Genomic DNA, 17709 nt, shown 5'->3' with positions numbered 1-17709 from the left:
TCAGCGAGGTGGCATTATAGAGATTGCGATCACATTGGCAAGCCCTTTTTCTCGTTTTTTTTGATTTTTTTATCGTTCGGATAAATTTGCATCAAAAGCGGTCAAAAGAGCACGTTATTTCTACAGTTCTCTAAATTTATCTGCGAAAAGAGCCACTTTTTCCCAATTGGTGTACTCCACCTCTTTGGTCGTATCGGTTTCTCCACCCGTCATCGACATAATGAACCTAATCATAGTTCTGTCGAACCAGCTATAACGTGGGTAATAAAGTGCACCAGCAAAAACACCGATTAGCGTTGGTTTCCAAGGGGACTTAATTAGGAACTTGCGAATGTAGGCACTACCTTCAGGTGTATCCTTTCCTTGGTCCTCTTTACGAGCGGTTAAGTTTACGCAGAAAAATGCCACTTTATTTTGCTCCAATTGATTGAGGTTTCGCTCAATAAACTGGTATAGCTTTTTATTAAGATGGCCATAGCGAATAGAGGCGCCTATCAATACTCTGTCGTATTGGCTGAAGTCAATCGTCTCGACATTATGTAAATCCACCAGCTCACAATCGAAATCTGGAAGTTGTTCATCTATATAGTGGAGAATTTTTTTAGTCTGCCCTTCGCGGGAAGAGTATAGAAATAATGCTTTTGCCACGATTTCCCCTTAGCTACGCCAAAACGTCGGCGTAAGTAGAATAAGTAAGGTAAAGATTTCCAAACGACCAAACAGCATAGAAACTATCAATACCCATTTTGCTTTGTCGTTAACATCACCAAAGTGAAGCGCCACTTCTCCCAAGCCAGGACCGAGGTTGTTCAGAGTCGCAGCCACCGCTGAGAACGCACTAAGCTCATCCATTCCTGTTGCAATCAACCCCAACATACAAACCACAAATACCAATGCGTATGCGGAGAAGAAACCCCAAACCGCATCGACAACACGTTGCGGTAGGGCACTGCCACCTACTTTGATGGTGTAAACCGCGCGTGGATGGACTAAACGTTTTAGTTCACGCGCACCTTGTAAGGTAAGAAGCAGGATACGGATCACTTTCATGCCGCCGCCTGTTGAACCAGCACAACCACCGATAAAAGAAGAGAACAATAACAGCACAGGTAAGAAGAGCGGCCAATCCGCAAAACCTGTTGTCGTAAAGCCCGCTGTTGTGGATATTGATACGGTTTGGAACAGAGCCTGATCGAAAGCATCGTATGTCGATGTGTAAGAGTGATGTTTCAGTAATAATAGAAAGCAAATGATAAATAGCAGCACTTGAATAAACAAGAAGGCGCGAAACTCAGGATCTTTCCAGTAATACTTGGGATGTACGCCACCTGATGCAAATGCAGCAAAGTGCAGCGTGTAGTTACATGCAGATATAAGCAGAAAAACCACAGTAATCAGGTTAATCGCGTAACTATCAAAATATCCGATGCTGGCATCGTGGGTAGAGAAGCCGCCAATAGCAATGGTGGAAAAGCTGTGACTGATGGCGTCAAATGGCGTCATACCAGCTAACCAAAAAGCCGAAGCACAGGCGATAGTCAGGCTCAGATAGATGTACCAAAGCGCCTTAGCAGTTTCTGCTATGCGCGGCGTCACTTTAGTGTCCTTGACTGGACCAGGGATCTCGGCGCGGTAAAGCTGCATACCACCAATGCCAAGTACTGGCAAAATCGCCACCGCTAATACGATGATTCCCATACCGCCGAACCACTGCAGTAACTGTCGATAGAATAGAATCGCTTTAGGTAACTCATCCAAACCAACAATAACGGTCGCCCCGGTCGTCGTGAGAGCAGAAAACGATTCAAAAAACGCATCTGTCACTGAGACGTTCGGGTTGTCAGCAATGAGAAAGGGGATCGAGCCTGCACTGCCAAGTACTGTCCAGAATAAGACGACAATAAGAAAGCCATCTCGAGCTTTAAGCTCGTGCTTATACCTGCGGTTTGGGTACCAACAAACGGCCCCACAAAACAGCAGAACAAAAAATGTCGTGACAAAAGGCACACCAGCACCATCTCGATAGATCAGCGCAACGAGTGCTGGCGCAAGCATAGTGACACTAAAGAGTGCGAGCAGTAGCCCGACGATTCGAATAATTGAACGAAATTGCATGGATAAATTGACTAGCGAAGCTGTCCCTGTTGCTTCCTGTTTTTCATTATTGTCCGTCTAGCGGAGTGACAATTGCCTTTGCCCCGCTTTTATTGATGATTGCTTGGGTAAACGCGCTCACTTCTCGAAGCTCAATTTCCACCACTAATACGACCTGATCGCTGTATTCAGCCTCGACTTCTATCGCACCAAATTGCGGCATGATTGATTGTGCGATAGGCATAAACCCATAGTCTAACGTTAGTCTGAGCTTTGTGGTTATTTTTTTCTCAATAGTTTGAAGCAGCTTGAGCGCTTGTTGAACCCCACCCCCATACGCTTTAACCAAGCCGCCTGTACCTAACTTGATTCCACCAGAGTATCGCGTGACCACAGCCGTGATCTCCCCCACCCCAGATCCAGACAGCTGCGCCAGGATTGGTTTGCCTGCCGTCCCTGAAGGTTCTCCATCATCACTAAAGCCCCACTTCATCGAATCTTCTGGTCGACCAGCAACAAAGCCCCAACAGTTATGTCTAGCATCAGCGTGTTTAGCTTTGATTTGATCAACAAATGCTTTTGCAGCTTCGATACTTGGCGTGTGTGCCAAATAAGTAATGAAGACGCTCTTTTTAATTTCTTCTTCAAATTGAGCGGGCTCTGCTGGAATCAGATAAGGCTTGTCATTCATAGGATTATGGATTCATGTCTATTTGCCTGAAGTCTATCACGAGTGTGATTTACCCGTCGCATAAGATCTGCCACAGCGCACAATGTTAAACACTTGTTTAAAAAATGTATTGAAATTAAACAATCCACGATCCAAACTAACCTTACTGGTCAAACCAGAACAAAAATAAAACGACTTCCTCGATACCTATTTGCCGAGGTACACGGCGTCGTTGAAATAGGTATACAGACAATCCACGATTGTATGTCATGGAGATAGACAATGATTTACCAAGCCGAAACCCTACAGGTAAAGGAAATACAAGATGGTATTGCAGAGCTAAGCTTCTGCTCTCCAAAATCCGTCAACAAACTCGACCTAGCGACATTAGAATCGCTAGATAAAGCTCTTGATGCGCTCATTGCCCATCAAGGCCTCAAGGGGTTGTTGCTCACTTCAGATAAAGACGCATTCATTGTAGGCGCAGACATTACCGAGTTTTTAGGTCTGTTTGCTAAAACGGATGCCGAGCTCGACCAATGGCTGCAATTTGCTAATAGCATCTTTAACAAATTAGAAGACTTACCCGTTCCGACCATCTCAGTGATCAAAGGCCACGCTCTTGGTGGCGGTTGTGAATGTGTGCTAGCAACAGACATGCGTATTGGTGACAAAACCACCAGCATCGGCCTACCAGAAACGAAACTGGGAATCATGCCTGGCTTTGGTGGTTGTGTACGCTTGCCTCGCGTTATTGGCGCAGACAGCGCAATGGAAATCATCACCCAAGGTAAAGCATGCCGAGCTGATGAAGCATTGAAAATTGGCTTACTCGATGCTGTTGTAGAGACTGATGCTTTATACGAATCAGCACTACAAACTCTTAACTCTGCAATTAACGAGAAACTTGACTGGCAAGCACGCCGAGCACAGAAAACATCTCCGCTAACGCTGAGTAAGCTTGAATCAATGATGAGCTTCACCATGGCGAAGGGTCTGGTGGCACAAAAAGCAGGTCCTCACTACCCTGCCCCAATGACAGCCGTTATCACGATTGAAGAAGGTGCTCGCTTTGCACGTAATGAAGCGTTAGACATTGAACGTAAGCACTTCGTGAAATTGGCTAAATCGGAAGAAGCAAAATCACTCGTTGGCCTATTCCTTAATGATCAATACATCAAAGGCATTGCGAAAAAAGCAGCGAAGTCAGCAAGTAAAGACACGCAACGTGCAGCCGTATTAGGTGCAGGTATCATGGGTGGCGGCATTGCTTACCAATCAGCGCTAAAAGGTGTGCCAGTCTTGATGAAAGACATCGCACAAGCGTCGCTCGACCTAGGCATGACTGAAGCATCTAAGCTGCTGAATAAACGCTTATCTCGCGGTCGCATTGATGGCTTTAAGATGGCGGGTATTTTAGCGTCAATCACACCGAGCTTACATTACGCAGGTATTGAAAACTCTGATGTGGTTGTTGAAGCTGTCGTTGAAAACCCGAAAGTAAAAGCAGCAGTTTTAAGTGAAGTTGAATCCCATGTCGGTGACGACACCGTTATCACCTCAAACACCTCGACGATTCCTATCAACCTATTGGCAAAATCACTAAAACGCCCAGAAAACTTCTGTGGTATGCACTTCTTCAACCCAGTGCATCGTATGCCTCTTGTTGAGATCATCCGTGGTGAGCACACCTCTGATGAAACCATCAATCGTGTTGTGGCGTATGCTGCAAAAATGGGCAAATCACCAATTGTCGTTAATGACTGCCCAGGGTTCTTCGTTAACCGCGTATTGTTCCCATACTTTGGCGGCTTCAGCATGCTACTTCGTGATGGTGCTGACTTTACGAAAATCGACAAAGTCATGGAGCGTAAGTTTGGCTGGCCGATGGGACCGGCGTACTTGCTTGACGTAGTCGGCATTGATACCGCGCACCACGCACAAGCTGTGATGGCTGACGGTTTCCCTGAGCGTATGGGTAAACAAGGTCGTGATGCGATTGATGCACTGTTCGAAGCAGACAAATATGGTCAGAAAAATGGTAATGGCTTCTACAGCTACACCATAGATAAAAAAGGTAAGCCGAAGAAAACCTTCTCCGAAGCGATCTTACCGGTACTTGCTGACGTTTGTGCCGATAAGCAGGACTTTGACGATCAGACCATCATTCAACGTATGATGATTCCAATGATCAACGAAGTGGTGCTGTGCCTACAAGAAGGCATCATCGCGACTCCGCAGGAAGCAGATATGGCATTGGTTTATGGTCTTGGTTTCCCTCCATTCCGCGGTGGCGTATTCCGCTATCTAGACAGCGTGGGTATTGCTGAATACGTTGAAATGGCAAAACAACACGCCGAGCTAGGTGCGATGTACCAAGTACCGCAAATGCTGATTGATATGGCGGCGAAAGGTGAAAGCTTTTACGGTGCACAACAGCAAGGTTCTATCTAAGGAGGGATTCTAAAATGACTAATCAAACAAGAAATGTTGTCGTAGTCGATTGTCTACGTACTCCAATGGGTCGCTCTAAAGGTGGTGCTTTCCGTCATACACGAGCAGAAGATCTATCTGCGCGCCTAATGAAAGGCATTCTTGCGCGTAACCCACAAGTGAACCCAAGCGAGATTGAAGACATCTACTGGGGCTGTGTACAGCAAACACTAGAGCAAGGCTTTAACGTTGCACGTAATGCCGCGCTACTCGCGGGCCTGCCGATTGAAATTGGCGCCGTGACGGTGAACCGCTTGTGTGGTTCATCAATGCAAGCGCTTCACGACGGTACACGTGCCATCATGACTGGCGATGCTGAAATCTGCCTAATTGGTGGCGTTGAGCACATGGGGCATGTGCCAATGAACCACGGTGTAGACTTTCACCCAGGTATGTCAAAGAACGTAGCAAAAGCTGCGGGCATGATGGGCTTAACGGCTGAAATGCTTGGTAAATTACATGGCATTAGCCGTGAGCAACAAGACGAGTTTGCCGCTCGCTCTCACGCTCGTGCGCACGCAGCAACCGTAGAGGGTCGTTTTAAAAACGAAATTCTACCAATTGAAGGCCACGCCGCTGACGGCACCCTGTTCACTCTAGATTACGATGAAGTGATTCGCCCTGAAACATCCGTTGAAGGTCTATCTCAACTTCGCCCAGTGTTCGACCCTGCAAACGGTACAGTAACAGCCGGTACATCATCGGCTCTGTCCGATGGTGCATCAGCGATGTTGATCATGAGTGAAGAGAAAGCTAATGAACTTGGCTTGAAGATTCGTGCACGTATTAAAGGCATGGCCATTGCGGGCTGCGATCCTTCTATTATGGGTTACGGTCCTGTACCTGCGACGAAAAAAGCGCTCAAGCGTGCCGGTCTTTCAATTGAAGACATGGATGTGGTTGAGCTAAACGAAGCATTTGCCGCGCAGTCTCTGCCGTGTGCTAAAGACTTAGGCCTGCTTGATGTTATGGATGAGAAGGTCAACCTTAACGGTGGTGCGATAGCATTGGGTCATCCACTAGGCTGTTCTGGTTCACGTATCTCAACAACGTTGATCAACCTAATGGAAGCGAAAGACGCGAAATACGGTCTGGCCACCATGTGTATCGGTTTGGGTCAGGGCATTGCGACAGTATTTGAACGACCATAATAGTTCAAGACGTTGTTGTAGTGATCGAGCCAACAATCATAAGCAAATGAACTAGTACTAAAATTTTTAGTATTACACTTAAGGGCGACAATTGATGTCGCCCTTTTTGTTTTACATCAAACATGCATGAAGAGCATACATTAAATGCTCAAGTTTCATTTTATTCATAGACAAAGAAGACATACACTTAGACCAGTTGATATCTTGCTGCATGTGACCCAGAGTCATGCTACCGCACAATCGGAGAACCTTATGTTTAATGCTCTAGTTCTAAATCAAGAAGACAAACGTACTATCGCTAACATCGAGCAAATCGATGAAACACAACTGCCTGAAGGCGACGTTCTGATTGACGTTGATTACTCATCGTTAAACTACAAAGACGGCCTTGCGATCACAGGTAAAGGTAAAATCATCCGTAACTTCCCGATGGTGCCAGGTATTGACTTAGCAGGTACGGTAGTAAGCTCAGAAGACGACCGCTACCAAGCTGGTGACAAAGTTGTCCTTACTGGCTGGGGCGTGGGTGAAAACCACTGGGGTGGTATGTCTCAGCGTGCTCGTCTAAAAGCAGATTGGCTAGTACCACTACCAAAAGGTCTAGACAGCAAGAAAGCAATGATGGTTGGTACTGCTGGCTTCACTGGCATGCTATGTGTTCAAGCACTGCTTGATGCAGGCATCAAACCTGAAAATGGTGAAATCCTTGTAACTGGCGCAAGTGGCGGTGTAGGCTCAGTCGCAGTAACGCTTCTAGCACAGCTTGGCTACAAAGTTGCTGCAGTGACAGGTCGTGTAGAAAAAAATGGCCCGCTACTTGAAAAACTAGGTGCTAGCCGCATCATCGACCGTACTGAATTTGAAGAACCAGCACGTCCACTTGAAAAGCAAGTATGGGCAGGTGCGGTTGATACTGTAGGCAGCAAAGTACTGGCTAAAGTATTGGCGCAAATGGATTACAACAGTGCAGTTGCAGCTTGTGGTCTTGCAGGTGGTTTTGATCTACCAACCACAGTGATGCCGTTCATCCTACGTAATGTTCGCCTACAAGGTGTGGACTCAGTAATGTGCCCAACAGAGAAACGTATCGCAGCATGGGAAAAGCTGGTCGAGCTACTACCAGACAGCTACTTCGAGCAAGCGTGTACTGAAGTTGCTCTTACTGAAGCACCGAAATATGCAGAAGACATCACCAACGGTCAAGTAACGGGTCGTGTGGTTATCAAGCTATAAACACTGACTCAGTGTAAACAGACGAAGAGCCGGCATTGCTGGCTCTTTTTTGTTAGCAGTTCAGTCCCATATCTTCGATACGTTTAGCTATCAGACGGCTACACTCTTCACGCACAATCGTTCTTAACCATTCTTGAGCGGGAGAATGCTCGCAACGCGCATGCCAAATCATCGAGTATTCAAACGGCGTGAATTGGAATGGTAACGGTTTCACCACCAAGTCATAACGCTCGGCAACCAGATACGCCAAGTCCGCTGGCACTGTGATGATAATTGGCAAGGTATCCATGATCGCCAATGCGGCTTCTAAATGATAAGCCCGCAGAACCATTTTACGCTTAGGTTTCTCCATCAAAGCTTGTTCGATCAGTGCCTTAACACCATCACTGATGGCGATCATGGCATGTGGATGACTCAGATAATCATCCAAGCTCATTTCTTTATTCGCTAATGGATGCTGTTTTGAAAGCATACACAGCACCCCCACTCGCCCCAACACTTCACTGCGTAGAGGCTCCACCGGGCCTGTCGGGCGACAAATCGCTAAGTCTGCACCTTCATAAGTGAGCTGATCTGATAAACGGTCGTGTTGCAGTGGTAAGAAGTTGAAAGACACGTTTGGTGCTTCTTGGTAAATTCTCGGCAAAGCGAACGGTAAGATCGTTTGCATGGCATAATCGGTGGTCACGATGTTGAAAGTCTGTACGCATTGCAATGGGTCAAACTCAACCGGAGATAACAACTGACGTAAAGACTCTAATGGTTCGCCCAATGAGCGATCGATCTCTAACGCTTTCTGAGTTGGGATCAAATGCTGTCCCTGACGAGTAAACAGCGGATCTCCCAATAAGTCACGCAGACGACCAAGCACGCGACTCATTGCCGATTGACTCAGGTTCAGACGTGTTGCCGCCTTACTGACACTGTTTTCTTCTATCAGTACTCGCAACGCAACCAGTAAATTTAAATCTCGGCGATAGATGTCTTCCAGTTCCACGAATTAGCCACTTATTTTGTATGTGTTTGGGTAAATTGTACTCTTTAGGCAAAAAAAATCCCGCCTTTCAGCGGGGAAGCCCAAGAAAAATGGGGATAGTGTCGGAATGAAGTGTCGGTAAAAATAGGTGAGCGTTATTAAAAGCATTCTGATCCAAGCAAGAAGCGCTAATTTTCTTGCTCAGATGTGCCAGACCATCTGCGCATCTCGATCCAAATCCCAATAATAGTGGCAACCATGCCTACAAGAGGCGTCAAAGAGGTGTCAGCTGGCGTCCTGAGTACCAATGCACAAAACGAGATAAAACACAGCACTGAGTAAATCGTAAGTCTGTCTAACGCTGTTAACATTGCCTCTCCCTTGCCAGTTGTTACCAAATTGTTAATTCAAGGTAAAACAAAAAATTCGGTTTGCCAAGTGGTTATTGAATATTTTTTCAACGAAAGTAAAATTCAACGCTCAGTTAGTTACGAGAATCACACTATGAGCTTTAATCCTGAACTGGCAAACAAGACATTAGAGGCGGAAGGACTGCGCTGCCCAGAGCCAGTGATGATGGTCAGGAAGACAATTCGCAACATGCAAGATGGTGAGATTTTGCTGGTCAAAGCAGACGATCCATCCACGACTCGAGACATTCCGAGTTTCTGCCGCTTTATGGACCACCAATTAGTTGCGGCACAAACGGAGCAAGTTCCGTATCAGTACCTGATCAAGAAAGGATTGGAATAATCTGGTCGAACTAAAAACGGCAGCCAATATTGGCTGCCGTTTGTTTATTCGTCGTATTCAAGTGTGCGAACTTCTGATTGGAGCTTGTTAAGTTGTTTCTTCATTGCCCGCATCTCTTCATGCATAGGAATGATGTGAGCGACACGAATCCACGCTTCTACTGTCAATCCAGTAAGAACGAACGATCCTGCTACAATCGGTAACCACATATCAGTTAGCACCATCGCTAGTAAACACAGCGCTAAACCAAAAGTGAATAAATAACTCTGACTCTTCGGGGACATCCCCATGTAACGTGTAAGCATAAACTTGCCCTCTCGCTATCATTCACACCATTAAACTACCATGACAAGTATGACACTTATATGTCATCCGTCACGCAACGGAACGATTTAGAGTCAGAGTTTGAACTCGCGCAGCACGCCACTAATGATTGATAACTCACATCATTTCACGTGCAAAAAATCAGAACAGTGCAGCCCCTATTGCCAGAGCAATAAACAAAAATGCGGTGATTTTACGGATCAGCCCTAAAGGCATCTTGTCGGCCGACAATTTACCAATCAGGACCACAGGAACATTCGCCAGCAGCATACCGATTGTGGTACCGATAATCACCAAACTTAACGCATCCGCGTATTGCGCCCCTAAGATGGAAGTGGCGATCTGAGTTTTATCGCCTATCTCCGCAACGAAGAACGCGATAAAGCTGGCAATAAATGGGCCTCGATTAGAAATCTGTTCGTCATCATCCAGTTTGTCCGGGATCAGAACCCAAGCCGCCATCGCGACAAAACTGACCACCAGCACCCACTTTAAAATCTCAGGTGATAGATAGTCTGCGACAACCACACCTAACCATGCAGCCAAAGCGTGGTTGGCAATAGTTGCCAAAAAGATTGCTGCAATAATTGGGATTGGTTTTCGGTAACGACTTGCGAGTAATAGAGATAGCAATTGGGTCTTATCGCCAATTTCTGCTAACGCTACAGTAGTAATTGAAATAGCTAAAACGCTCACGACATGCTCATTGGGGCAGGGATTATTATTTTTAACCGAAGACAAACCTCACGCCCCTACCCCGGTTCGTGATGATTTGTCTAAGGTCTTGCTAAACTTGAAAGGCTTCAAGTCTCGAACGCCATGGTGATTTTGCACCAATTATGTTGACGGACGAACCAGATGAAACAGAAACTTCATCAGGTAAGCTACTCCCCAAAGACAGGCGCAATTCTAGCCACCTTTGTTGCGCTTCTCAAGAGTCAAAGCAGGCAAAAACTCCCTTTTAGGAAAAATACAGCAGATAACGCGGTAAAAATTCATTAAAGGAGAAAATCGCCCACGAATTAATCAAGATTAGCTCTACTCCCATGCTCAATATCTGGTTATACTAGATTGTTAATTTATTCAACCGTAATTACTCTTTATCGCCGTTGTTAGAGTTGAAAAACTCGGCATAGATGACGAATTAACGAGTAACAAGAGAATCGCGCGAACCTGACTTATGCAAAAATACGATATCAAAACCTTCCAGGGAATGATCCTCGCGCTGCAGGATTATTGGGCTCAAAATGGTTGTACCATTGTTCAACCGCTAGATATGGAAGTGGGTGCGGGTACCTCTCACCCAATGACCTGTCTACGAGCGCTTGGCCCAGAGCCAATGTCGACAGCTTACGTACAACCTTCACGTCGTCCTACTGATGGCCGTTACGGTGAAAACCCTAACCGTCTTCAGCACTACTACCAATTCCAAGTAGCGCTAAAACCATCGCCTGACAATATTCAAGAGTTGTACCTTGGCTCCCTTGAAGTTCTTGGTATTGACCCTCTTGTACACGACATCCGTTTCGTAGAAGACAACTGGGAAAACCCAACACTAGGCGCATGGGGTCTGGGCTGGGAAGTTTGGCTAAACGGCATGGAAGTGACCCAGTTTACTTACTTCCAGCAAGTTGGTGGTCTTGAGTGTAAGCCAGTAACTGGTGAAATCACTTACGGTATCGAACGTCTAGCAATGTACATCCAAGAAGTAGACTCTGTTTACGACCTAGTTTGGAACATCGCACCAGACGGCAGCAAAGTGACTTACGGTGATATCTTCCACCAAAACGAAGTAGAGCAATCAACTTACAACTTCGAGCACGCAGACGTGGAATTCCTATTTGGTTTCTTCGAACAGTGCGAGAAAGAGTGTAAAGAGCTGCTTGAGCTTGAAAAGCCACTGCCACTACCTGCTTACGAGCGCATTCTAAAAGCTGGTCACGCATTCAACCTACTAGACGCGCGTAAAGCGATCTCAGTAACTGAACGCCAACGTTACATCCTACGCATCCGCAACCTGACTAAAGCAGTTGCAGAAGCATACTACGCATCGCGTGAAGCTCTTGGCTTCCCAATGTGTAAGAAAGAACAAGCGTAAGGGGTAGAGCAACATGGCAAAAGAATTTCTAATCGAGCTAGGTACAGAAGAGCTACCACCAACGCAACTTCGCACTCTAGCTGAAGCATTCGCAGCAAACTTCGAAGCAGAACTAAAAGGCGCTGAGCTTGCTCACGAAGGCGTGAAATGGTTCGCGGCGCCTCGTCGTCTTGCACTTAAAGTCGCAGCACTAGCAGACAGCCAGTCTGACAAAGTTGTTGAAAAACGTGGTCCTGCGGTTTCTGCAGCGTTTGACGCGGAAGGCAACCCAACAAAAGCGGCTCAAGGCTGGGCACGCGGTTGTGGCATCACGGTTGACCAAGCAGAGCGCATGGTTACAGACAAAGGTGAATGGCTACTGTTCAAACAAGAAGTGAAAGGTCAGCCAACATCTGAGATCGTAGTTGAACTTGCAGCGAAAGCACTAGCAAACCTACCTATCGCAAAACCAATGCGCTGGGGTAACAAAACGACTCAATTTATCCGTCCAGTTAAGACGCTAACCATGCTAATGGGCAGCGACCTAATCGAAGGCGAGATCCTTGGTGTCGCTTCTGATCGCACTATCCGTGGTCACCGCTTCATGGGTGAGCAAGAGTTCACTATCGATTCTGCTGAACAATACCCTGCGATCCTAGAAGAGCGCGGTAAAGTAATGGCAGATTACGAAGCGCGTAAAGCAATCATCCTAGCTGACGCACAAAAAGCAGCAGCAGCGGTTGGCGGTATCGCTGACCTAGAAGATGACCTAGTAGAAGAAGTAACGTCTCTGGTTGAATGGCCAGTAGTACTAACAGCGAAGTTCGAAGAAGAGTTCCTAAAAGTGCCTTCTGAAGCGTTGGTTTACACCATGAAAGGTGACCAGAAGTACTTCCCTGTTTATGACGAAAACAAGAAGCTACTACCTAACTTCATCTTCGTATCGAACATCGAATCAAAAGAGCCTCGTTACGTAATCGAAGGTAACGAGAAAGTAGTTCGCCCTCGTCTTGCTGACGCAGAGTTCTTCTTCAACACAGACCGTAAGCGTCCGCTTATCGACCGTCTGCCTGAACTAGAGCAAGCGATCTTCCAAAAGCAACTGGGTACGATCAAAGACAAAACAGACCGCATCACAGAGCTTGCTGGCTACATTGCTGAGCAAATCGGTGCTGACGTTGAGAAATCAAAGCGTGCTGGTCTACTAGCAAAATGTGACCTAATGACCTCAATGGTATTCGAATTCACGGATACTCAAGGTGTGATGGGTATGCACTACGCTCGCCACGACGGTGAAGCAGAAGAAGTTGCAGTAGCACTGAACGAGCAATACATGCCTCGTTTCGCAGGTGATGAACTGCCATCAAACGGTGTTTCAACTGCAGTTGCAATGGCAGACAAGCTAGACACTATCGTAGGTATCTTCGGTATTGGTCAAGCGCCTAAAGGCAGCGACCCATTCGCACTACGCCGCGCATCTCTAGGTGTACTACGTATCATCGTTGAATACGGCTACAACCTAGATCTTGTTGACCTAGTAGCGAAAGCGAAGTCACTATTTGGCGACCGCCTAACCAACGACAACGTTGAACAAGACGTTATCGAGTTCATGCTTGGTCGTTTCCGTGCTTGGTACCAAGACGAAGGCTTCAGCGTAGACATCATTCAAGCGGTTCTAGCGCGTCGTCCTACAAAACCAGCAGACTTTGACCAACGAGTTAAAGCGGTTTCTCACTTCCGTGAGCTAGAAGCGGCAGAGTCTCTAGCAGCAGCGAACAAACGTGTAGGTAACATCCTAGCGAAATTCGACGGCGAACTAGCAGCAGACATCGACCTAGCACTTCTACAAGAAGACGCAGAGAAAGCACTAGCAGAAAGCGTTGAAGTAATGACAGAAGCGCTAGAGCCAGCATTTGCTACTGGTAACTACCAAGAAGCCCTAAGCAAGCTAGCTGACCTACGTGAACCAGTTGATGCGTTCTTCGATAACGTAATGGTAATGGCAGACGACGAAGCACTTAAGAAGAACCGTCTGACACTACTGAACAACCTGCGTAACCTGTTCCTACAGATCGCAGACATTTCTTTGCTTCAAAAGTAATTCATTACTCTTCGAAGTGATTAAGAAATAAGTAAAAGGGAAGCAGATGCTTCCCTTTTTTGTTGCCTTCAAACCGATGAAGGTGACGCTTATTATTCATTTTGTGAACAAGACTAAAATTTGTAGGGTGAGACGCGTTTAACTTGTTGGTGTAGAGCTCGGATTGTAGAGGCACAGTTTTGCTATAACTGGACTGTTTATTCGGGGGAAGGACACAATGAAAAAAACAATTCTCGCACTCTCTATCGGTCTACTGAGCGCCTGCAGCCAGATTCCAGAAAATGCCATCGTATTAAGCGTTGGTGATGACACCGCTGTTTTTGAAGAAAACTCACAAGGCTTACTTGTCGCCGAGCAAAAACTCGAAAAAGGCAGTTACACCTTTACCATTGCTGACAGCAAGCAAAGCTGTGGCAGTAGCTTTGCCCTAGCAGAAGAAGGTCGCATCAAGTTCAATCGTCCATTAAAAATGGATAACTGCGCCACTGATGTACAAATGCCACTGCGCATCTTCAAAGCCAATACCTATCAATTTACGCTCAATCCAACCACCAATGAGCTAACTGTAAAAATCAAACCAAAACAGAGTCAGGACATCACCTACTCTTGCCCTGTCGCAACTGACGCGCCAAAAACCATCAATGTTGCTCAAACCTTTAATGATGGCACTGTCGTTCGCGATGCCTTAACCGGACAAGAAACCACAGTCGCCAATGGCAGCGTCACCATGCAGCCGAGTCCTATGAGCCAAGGTCTATTGCTGCTAGAAGAAGTTGAACAGCAAGCCGACAAACCGTTCAGTTGGGACAATGCGACGGTGTACTTCGTCATGACCGACCGCTTCTACAATGGCAACCCAGACAACGACAACAGCTACGGTCGCAGCAAAGACGGAAAATATGAGATTGGTACCTTCCACGGTGGTGACTTATCGGGTCTAACGAAAAAACTCGATTACATCGAATCACTTGGTGTCAATGCTATCTGGATAACCTCACCACTGGAACAAATCCACGGCTGGGTTGGCGGCGGCGATAAAGGCGACTTTAAGCACTACGGCTACCACGGCTACTATCACCAAGATTGGACCAAGCTTGATGCCAACATGGGTACCGAAGATGAACTCAGAACCTTCGTCGATACTGCCCATAAGAAAGGTATCCGCGTGATTTGGGATGTGGTCATGAACCACACAGGTTATGCGACATTAGCAGACATGCAGGAATTCGGATTTGGTCAACTTTACCTTGATGACCAAGAAGCCAAACAAGTACTTGGTGAAAAATGGACCGACTGGCAACCAAAATCAGGACAAAGCTGGCACAGCTTTAACGACTACATCAAATACGGTGATAGCGAAGCGTGGGAAAAATGGTGGGGCAAAGATTGGATTCGCACCGACATTGGCGATTACGATGCGCCGGGCTACAACGACATCACCATGTCTTTGAACTACCTACCGGATCTCAAAACCGAATCGACGCAGAAAACCGGACTACCAAACTTCTTCCGCAATAAATACACCAATGCGCAAGATGAACTGCAAACCCCGCGTGAGCATCTGATTACGTGGTTATCCGACTGGGTACGTGATTACGGCATTGATGGCTTCCGCGTCGATACCGCCAAACACGTTGAGATGGAAGCGTGGGCAGAGCTCAAAGCAAGTACCACTCAAGCCCTCGCCGAATGGAAACAAAACCACCCCGACAAAGCACTAGACGATCTGCCATTTTGGATGACCGGCGAAGTGTGGGCACACAGCGTGGTGAAGAGCCCGTATTTCGATAACGGCTTCGATTCGATCATCAACTTCGAGTTCCAATCTGACGTGGCTCCAAAAGCGCTAAAGTGTTTCGCTCAACTTGATAATGATTACCGCCGCTATGCAGAACGTATTAACTCCGATCCTGAGTTCAACGTGTTGAGTTACCTGTCTTCGCACGATACTCAACTGTTTTGGTCGGCACGCAGCCGCAGCTTTGATGACCAAGCTCGCGCCGCCAATGCGTTAATGCTGGCACCGGGTGCAGTACAAATCTACTATGGCGATGAGATAGCTCGTGATTTTGGCATTACTGGTTCAGACGCCCACCAAGGCACACGCTCAGATATGCCATGGGATAAGATTCATGGCGAGCGTGAGGATCTACTGCAACATTGGCAAAAGTTGGGCGAATTCCGTAAACGCCACCCAGCGGTAGCTCAAGGTAAGCACATCACTCGCAACCAAGAAGGTTATTACGCGTTTGAACGCCAATACCAAGACGACAAGGTGTTGATTGTTTACACCGGTGAGTAAATCACACTCTCTCCACCAGCAAGGGAAGCATAAGCTTCCCTTTTTTATTGTTCTTTTTGCCCTTTTGTCTCGTTCCTCTGGTCTGATGACGCACTTTTTTCTTTTTCGGCTTAATTCACACTTTGCGTTAATTACACATTGAGGTAAGGTCAAGGATTACTCGATAAGCCGATAAAACATCGGCATAAACATACACAAAGCAATCACAATGAATTAGGTATAAGTCAGCATGCAGTTCTCAAAGTTTGGTGAAAAATTTAATCAGTATTCAGGTATTACGCAGTTAATGGACGATTTGAATGATGGTCTGCGCACACCAGGTGCCATCATGCTCGGTGGAGGTAATCCTGCCGCCATTCCTGCCATGCTCGATTACTTTCACCAAGCCAGTGAGGAAATGCTCGCCAGTGGGGAGCTCGTCGCCGCCCTCGCCAACTACGATGGCCCGCAGGGTAAAGACGCGTTCGTCAAAGCGCTAGCTCAGTTATTCCGTGAAACTTACGGCTGGGATATTTCCGAAAAGAACATCAGCCTAACTAACGGTAGCCAGAGTGGCTTCTTCTACTTGTTCAACTTGTTGGCAGGTAAACAGCCAGACGGTTCGCACAAGAAAGTGCTACTGCCTATCGCACCTGAATACATCGGTTATGGTGATGCTGGCATTGATGAAGATATCTTTATCTCTTACCACCCAGAAATCGAGCTGTTAGATAACGGTCTGTTTAAATACCACGTCGATTTTGAGCAGCTAACCGTCGACGACTCTGTTGCGGCAATCTGTGCATCTCGTCCAACCAACCCAACGGGTAATGTACTGACAGACGAAGAAGTACGTAAGCTGGACAAGCTAGCACGTGAGAACAACATCCCGCTGATCATCGATAACGCCTACGGTCTACCTTTCCCGAACATCATCTTTGAAGATGTCGAACCGTTCTGGAATGAAAACACCATCCTATGCATGAGCCTATCTAAGCTTGGTTTACCGGGCGTGCGTTGTGGCATTGTGATTGCGAGTGAAGAAATCACGCAAGCATTAACCAATATGAACGGCATCATCAGCCTAGCGCCGGGCAGTGTTGGTCCAGCGCTGGCAAACCATATAATTGGCAAAGGTGATCTGCTTAAACTGAGTTCAGAGGTGATTAAGCCGTTCTACAAGCAAAAATCACAACGAGCGGTTGAACTGCTCCAACAAGCAGTTACCGATGAGCGATTCCGCATCCACAAGCCGGAAGGCGCTATCTTCTTGTGGTTATGGTTTGATGAACTGCCAATCACAACAATGGAACTGTACCAACGCTTGAAAGCGCGTGGCGTATTGATTGTCCCTGGTGAATATTTCTTTATTGGTCAGCAAGACGAGTGGGATCACGCGCACCAATGCCTGCGTATGAACTACGTTCAAGATGATGAGATGATGCAAAAAGGCATTGCGATTATCGCTGAAGAAGTGGAAAAGGCTTACCGCGAAGGTAAATAGACGGATTGAACTCAGCCATTCTTCTCTTTGAAATTACAGCTTTAAAATAGCG

General features: G+C 46.6%; 15 protein-coding genes. 8 read left to right on the top strand and 7 right to left on the bottom strand.

Features of this window, described 5'->3' with window-relative positions; all coding sequences use genetic code 11:
* Positions 1 to 120 precede the first annotated feature (120 nt).
* Genes hemG through R7E29_RS04485 form a run of 3 tightly spaced genes read right to left on the bottom strand, consistent with a single transcriptional unit; the run spans position 121 to position 2785 of the window.
* On the bottom strand, positions 121 to 648 hold the full coding sequence (gene hemG / locus R7E29_RS04495) for a menaquinone-dependent protoporphyrinogen IX dehydrogenase (RefSeq protein WP_005378894.1): 528 nt from the start codon (positions 646 to 648) through the stop codon (positions 121 to 123).
* Positions 649 to 657: 9 nt separating this feature from the next.
* On the bottom strand, positions 658 to 2115 hold the full coding sequence (locus R7E29_RS04490) for a TrkH family potassium uptake protein (RefSeq protein WP_005378893.1): 1458 nt from the start codon (positions 2113 to 2115) through the stop codon (positions 658 to 660).
* A gap of 46 nt (positions 2116 to 2161) precedes the next feature.
* Positions 2162 to 2785 carry a YigZ family protein gene (locus tag R7E29_RS04485; protein ID WP_005378891.1) on the bottom strand — a complete coding sequence of 208 codons (624 nt, stop codon included), beginning with the start codon at positions 2783 to 2785 and terminating at the stop codon, positions 2162 to 2164.
* A 261-nt stretch (positions 2786 to 3046) separates the two neighbouring features.
* Here R7E29_RS04485 and fadB point away from each other — a divergent pair, with 261 nt between their 5' ends.
* The 3 genes from fadB (at position 3047) to R7E29_RS04470 (ending at position 7641) form a co-directional block, all read left to right on the top strand.
* Entirely contained in the window at positions 3047 to 5218 is a 2172-nt protein-coding gene (fadB, locus tag R7E29_RS04480) for a fatty acid oxidation complex subunit alpha FadB (RefSeq protein WP_053304063.1), read from the top strand.
* Between the two features lie 14 nt (positions 5219 to 5232).
* Positions 5233 to 6408, top strand: a complete 1176-nt coding sequence (gene fadA / locus R7E29_RS04475; protein WP_006743176.1) for an acetyl-CoA C-acyltransferase FadA — start codon at positions 5233 to 5235, stop codon at positions 6406 to 6408.
* Positions 6409 to 6660: 252 nt separating this feature from the next.
* On the top strand, positions 6661 to 7641 hold the full coding sequence (locus R7E29_RS04470; RefSeq protein ID WP_054730021.1) for an MDR family oxidoreductase: 981 nt from the start codon (positions 6661 to 6663) through the stop codon (positions 7639 to 7641).
* A 52-nt stretch (positions 7642 to 7693) separates the two neighbouring features.
* Here R7E29_RS04470 and R7E29_RS04465 read toward each other — a convergent pair whose 3' ends face one another.
* The gene (locus R7E29_RS04465) at positions 7694 to 8638 is read right to left on the bottom strand and encodes a LysR family transcriptional regulator (protein WP_017821924.1); all 945 of its coding nucleotides are present in this window, start codon (positions 8636 to 8638) and stop codon (positions 7694 to 7696) included.
* A gap of 167 nt (positions 8639 to 8805) precedes the next feature.
* Complete coding sequence (locus R7E29_RS04460; RefSeq protein ID WP_213906783.1) at positions 8806 to 8988, bottom strand: hypothetical protein; 183 nt, start codon at positions 8986 to 8988, stop codon at positions 8806 to 8808.
* A 133-nt stretch (positions 8989 to 9121) separates the two neighbouring features.
* On the opposite strand from R7E29_RS04460, the gene tusA reads away from it, so the two are divergent.
* On the top strand, positions 9122 to 9370 hold the full coding sequence (gene tusA, locus R7E29_RS04455; protein WP_005378879.1) for a sulfurtransferase TusA: 249 nt from the start codon (positions 9122 to 9124) through the stop codon (positions 9368 to 9370).
* A 44-nt stretch (positions 9371 to 9414) separates the two neighbouring features.
* Here the strand turns inward: tusA and R7E29_RS04450 are convergent, their stop codons facing one another.
* Together R7E29_RS04450 and R7E29_RS04445 are read right to left on the bottom strand one after the other, a co-directional pair.
* A complete protein-coding gene (locus R7E29_RS04450) occupies positions 9415 to 9675 on the bottom strand; it encodes a hypothetical protein (protein ID WP_005378878.1) in 261 nt (86 codons plus the stop codon).
* 160 nt (positions 9676 to 9835) lie between these two features.
* The gene (locus R7E29_RS04445; RefSeq protein WP_005378877.1) at positions 9836 to 10390 is read right to left on the bottom strand and encodes a TMEM165/GDT1 family protein; all 555 of its coding nucleotides are present in this window, start codon (positions 10388 to 10390) and stop codon (positions 9836 to 9838) included.
* A gap of 484 nt (positions 10391 to 10874) precedes the next feature.
* On the opposite strand from R7E29_RS04445, the gene glyQ reads away from it, so the two are divergent.
* From glyQ to R7E29_RS04425, 4 genes are all read left to right on the top strand, one after another.
* Positions 10875 to 11792 carry a glycine--tRNA ligase subunit alpha gene (gene glyQ / locus R7E29_RS04440; RefSeq protein ID WP_005383818.1) on the top strand — a complete coding sequence of 306 codons (918 nt, stop codon included), beginning with the start codon at positions 10875 to 10877 and terminating at the stop codon, positions 11790 to 11792.
* Positions 11793 to 11805: 13 nt separating this feature from the next.
* Positions 11806 to 13872, top strand: a complete 2067-nt coding sequence (glyS, locus tag R7E29_RS04435) for a glycine--tRNA ligase subunit beta (RefSeq protein ID WP_005378875.1) — start codon at positions 11806 to 11808, stop codon at positions 13870 to 13872.
* A gap of 217 nt (positions 13873 to 14089) precedes the next feature.
* A complete protein-coding gene (locus tag R7E29_RS04430) occupies positions 14090 to 16174 on the top strand; it encodes an alpha-amylase (RefSeq protein WP_206960002.1) in 2085 nt (694 codons plus the stop codon).
* A 229-nt stretch (positions 16175 to 16403) separates the two neighbouring features.
* The gene (locus tag R7E29_RS04425; protein WP_042523899.1) at positions 16404 to 17657 is read left to right on the top strand and encodes a valine--pyruvate transaminase; all 1254 of its coding nucleotides are present in this window, start codon (positions 16404 to 16406) and stop codon (positions 17655 to 17657) included.
* Positions 17658 to 17709: the final 52 nt, after the last annotated feature.

This window comes from Vibrio sp. Vb1729 (assembly GCF_033338655.1).
Taxonomy (GTDB): domain Bacteria; phylum Pseudomonadota; class Gammaproteobacteria; order Enterobacterales; family Vibrionaceae; genus Vibrio; species Vibrio alginolyticus.
The sequence above is the reverse complement of the archived record's forward strand: the minus strand, read 5'-3'. Positions and strand labels throughout refer to the sequence as shown.

Bases quoted from the DNA above. Each gene is read 5' to 3' on its own strand.
- R7E29_RS04490 (WP_005378893.1), bottom strand. From the start codon at position 2,115: ATGCAATTTCGTTCAATTATTCGAATCGTCGGGCTACTGCTCGCACTC.
- R7E29_RS04485 (WP_005378891.1), bottom strand. From the start codon at position 2,785: ATGAATGACAAGCCTTATCTGATTCCAGCAGAGCCCGCTCAATTTGAA.
- fadB (WP_053304063.1), top strand. From the start codon at position 3,047: ATGATTTACCAAGCCGAAACCCTACAGGTAAAGGAAATACAAGATGGT.
- fadA (WP_006743176.1), top strand. From the start codon at position 5,233: ATGACTAATCAAACAAGAAATGTTGTCGTAGTCGATTGTCTACGTACT.
- R7E29_RS04470 (WP_054730021.1), top strand. From the start codon at position 6,661: ATGTTTAATGCTCTAGTTCTAAATCAAGAAGACAAACGTACTATCGCT.
- R7E29_RS04460 (WP_213906783.1), bottom strand. From the start codon at position 8,988: ATGTTAACAGCGTTAGACAGACTTACGATTTACTCAGTGCTGTGTTTT.
- tusA (WP_005378879.1), top strand. From the start codon at position 9,122: ATGAGCTTTAATCCTGAACTGGCAAACAAGACATTAGAGGCGGAAGGA.
- R7E29_RS04450 (WP_005378878.1), bottom strand. From the start codon at position 9,675: ATGCTTACACGTTACATGGGGATGTCCCCGAAGAGTCAGAGTTATTTA.
- glyQ (WP_005383818.1), top strand. From the start codon at position 10,875: ATGCAAAAATACGATATCAAAACCTTCCAGGGAATGATCCTCGCGCTG.
- glyS (WP_005378875.1), top strand. From the start codon at position 11,806: ATGGCAAAAGAATTTCTAATCGAGCTAGGTACAGAAGAGCTACCACCA.
- R7E29_RS04430 (WP_206960002.1), top strand. From the start codon at position 14,090: ATGAAAAAAACAATTCTCGCACTCTCTATCGGTCTACTGAGCGCCTGC.
- R7E29_RS04425 (WP_042523899.1), top strand. From the start codon at position 16,404: ATGCAGTTCTCAAAGTTTGGTGAAAAATTTAATCAGTATTCAGGTATT.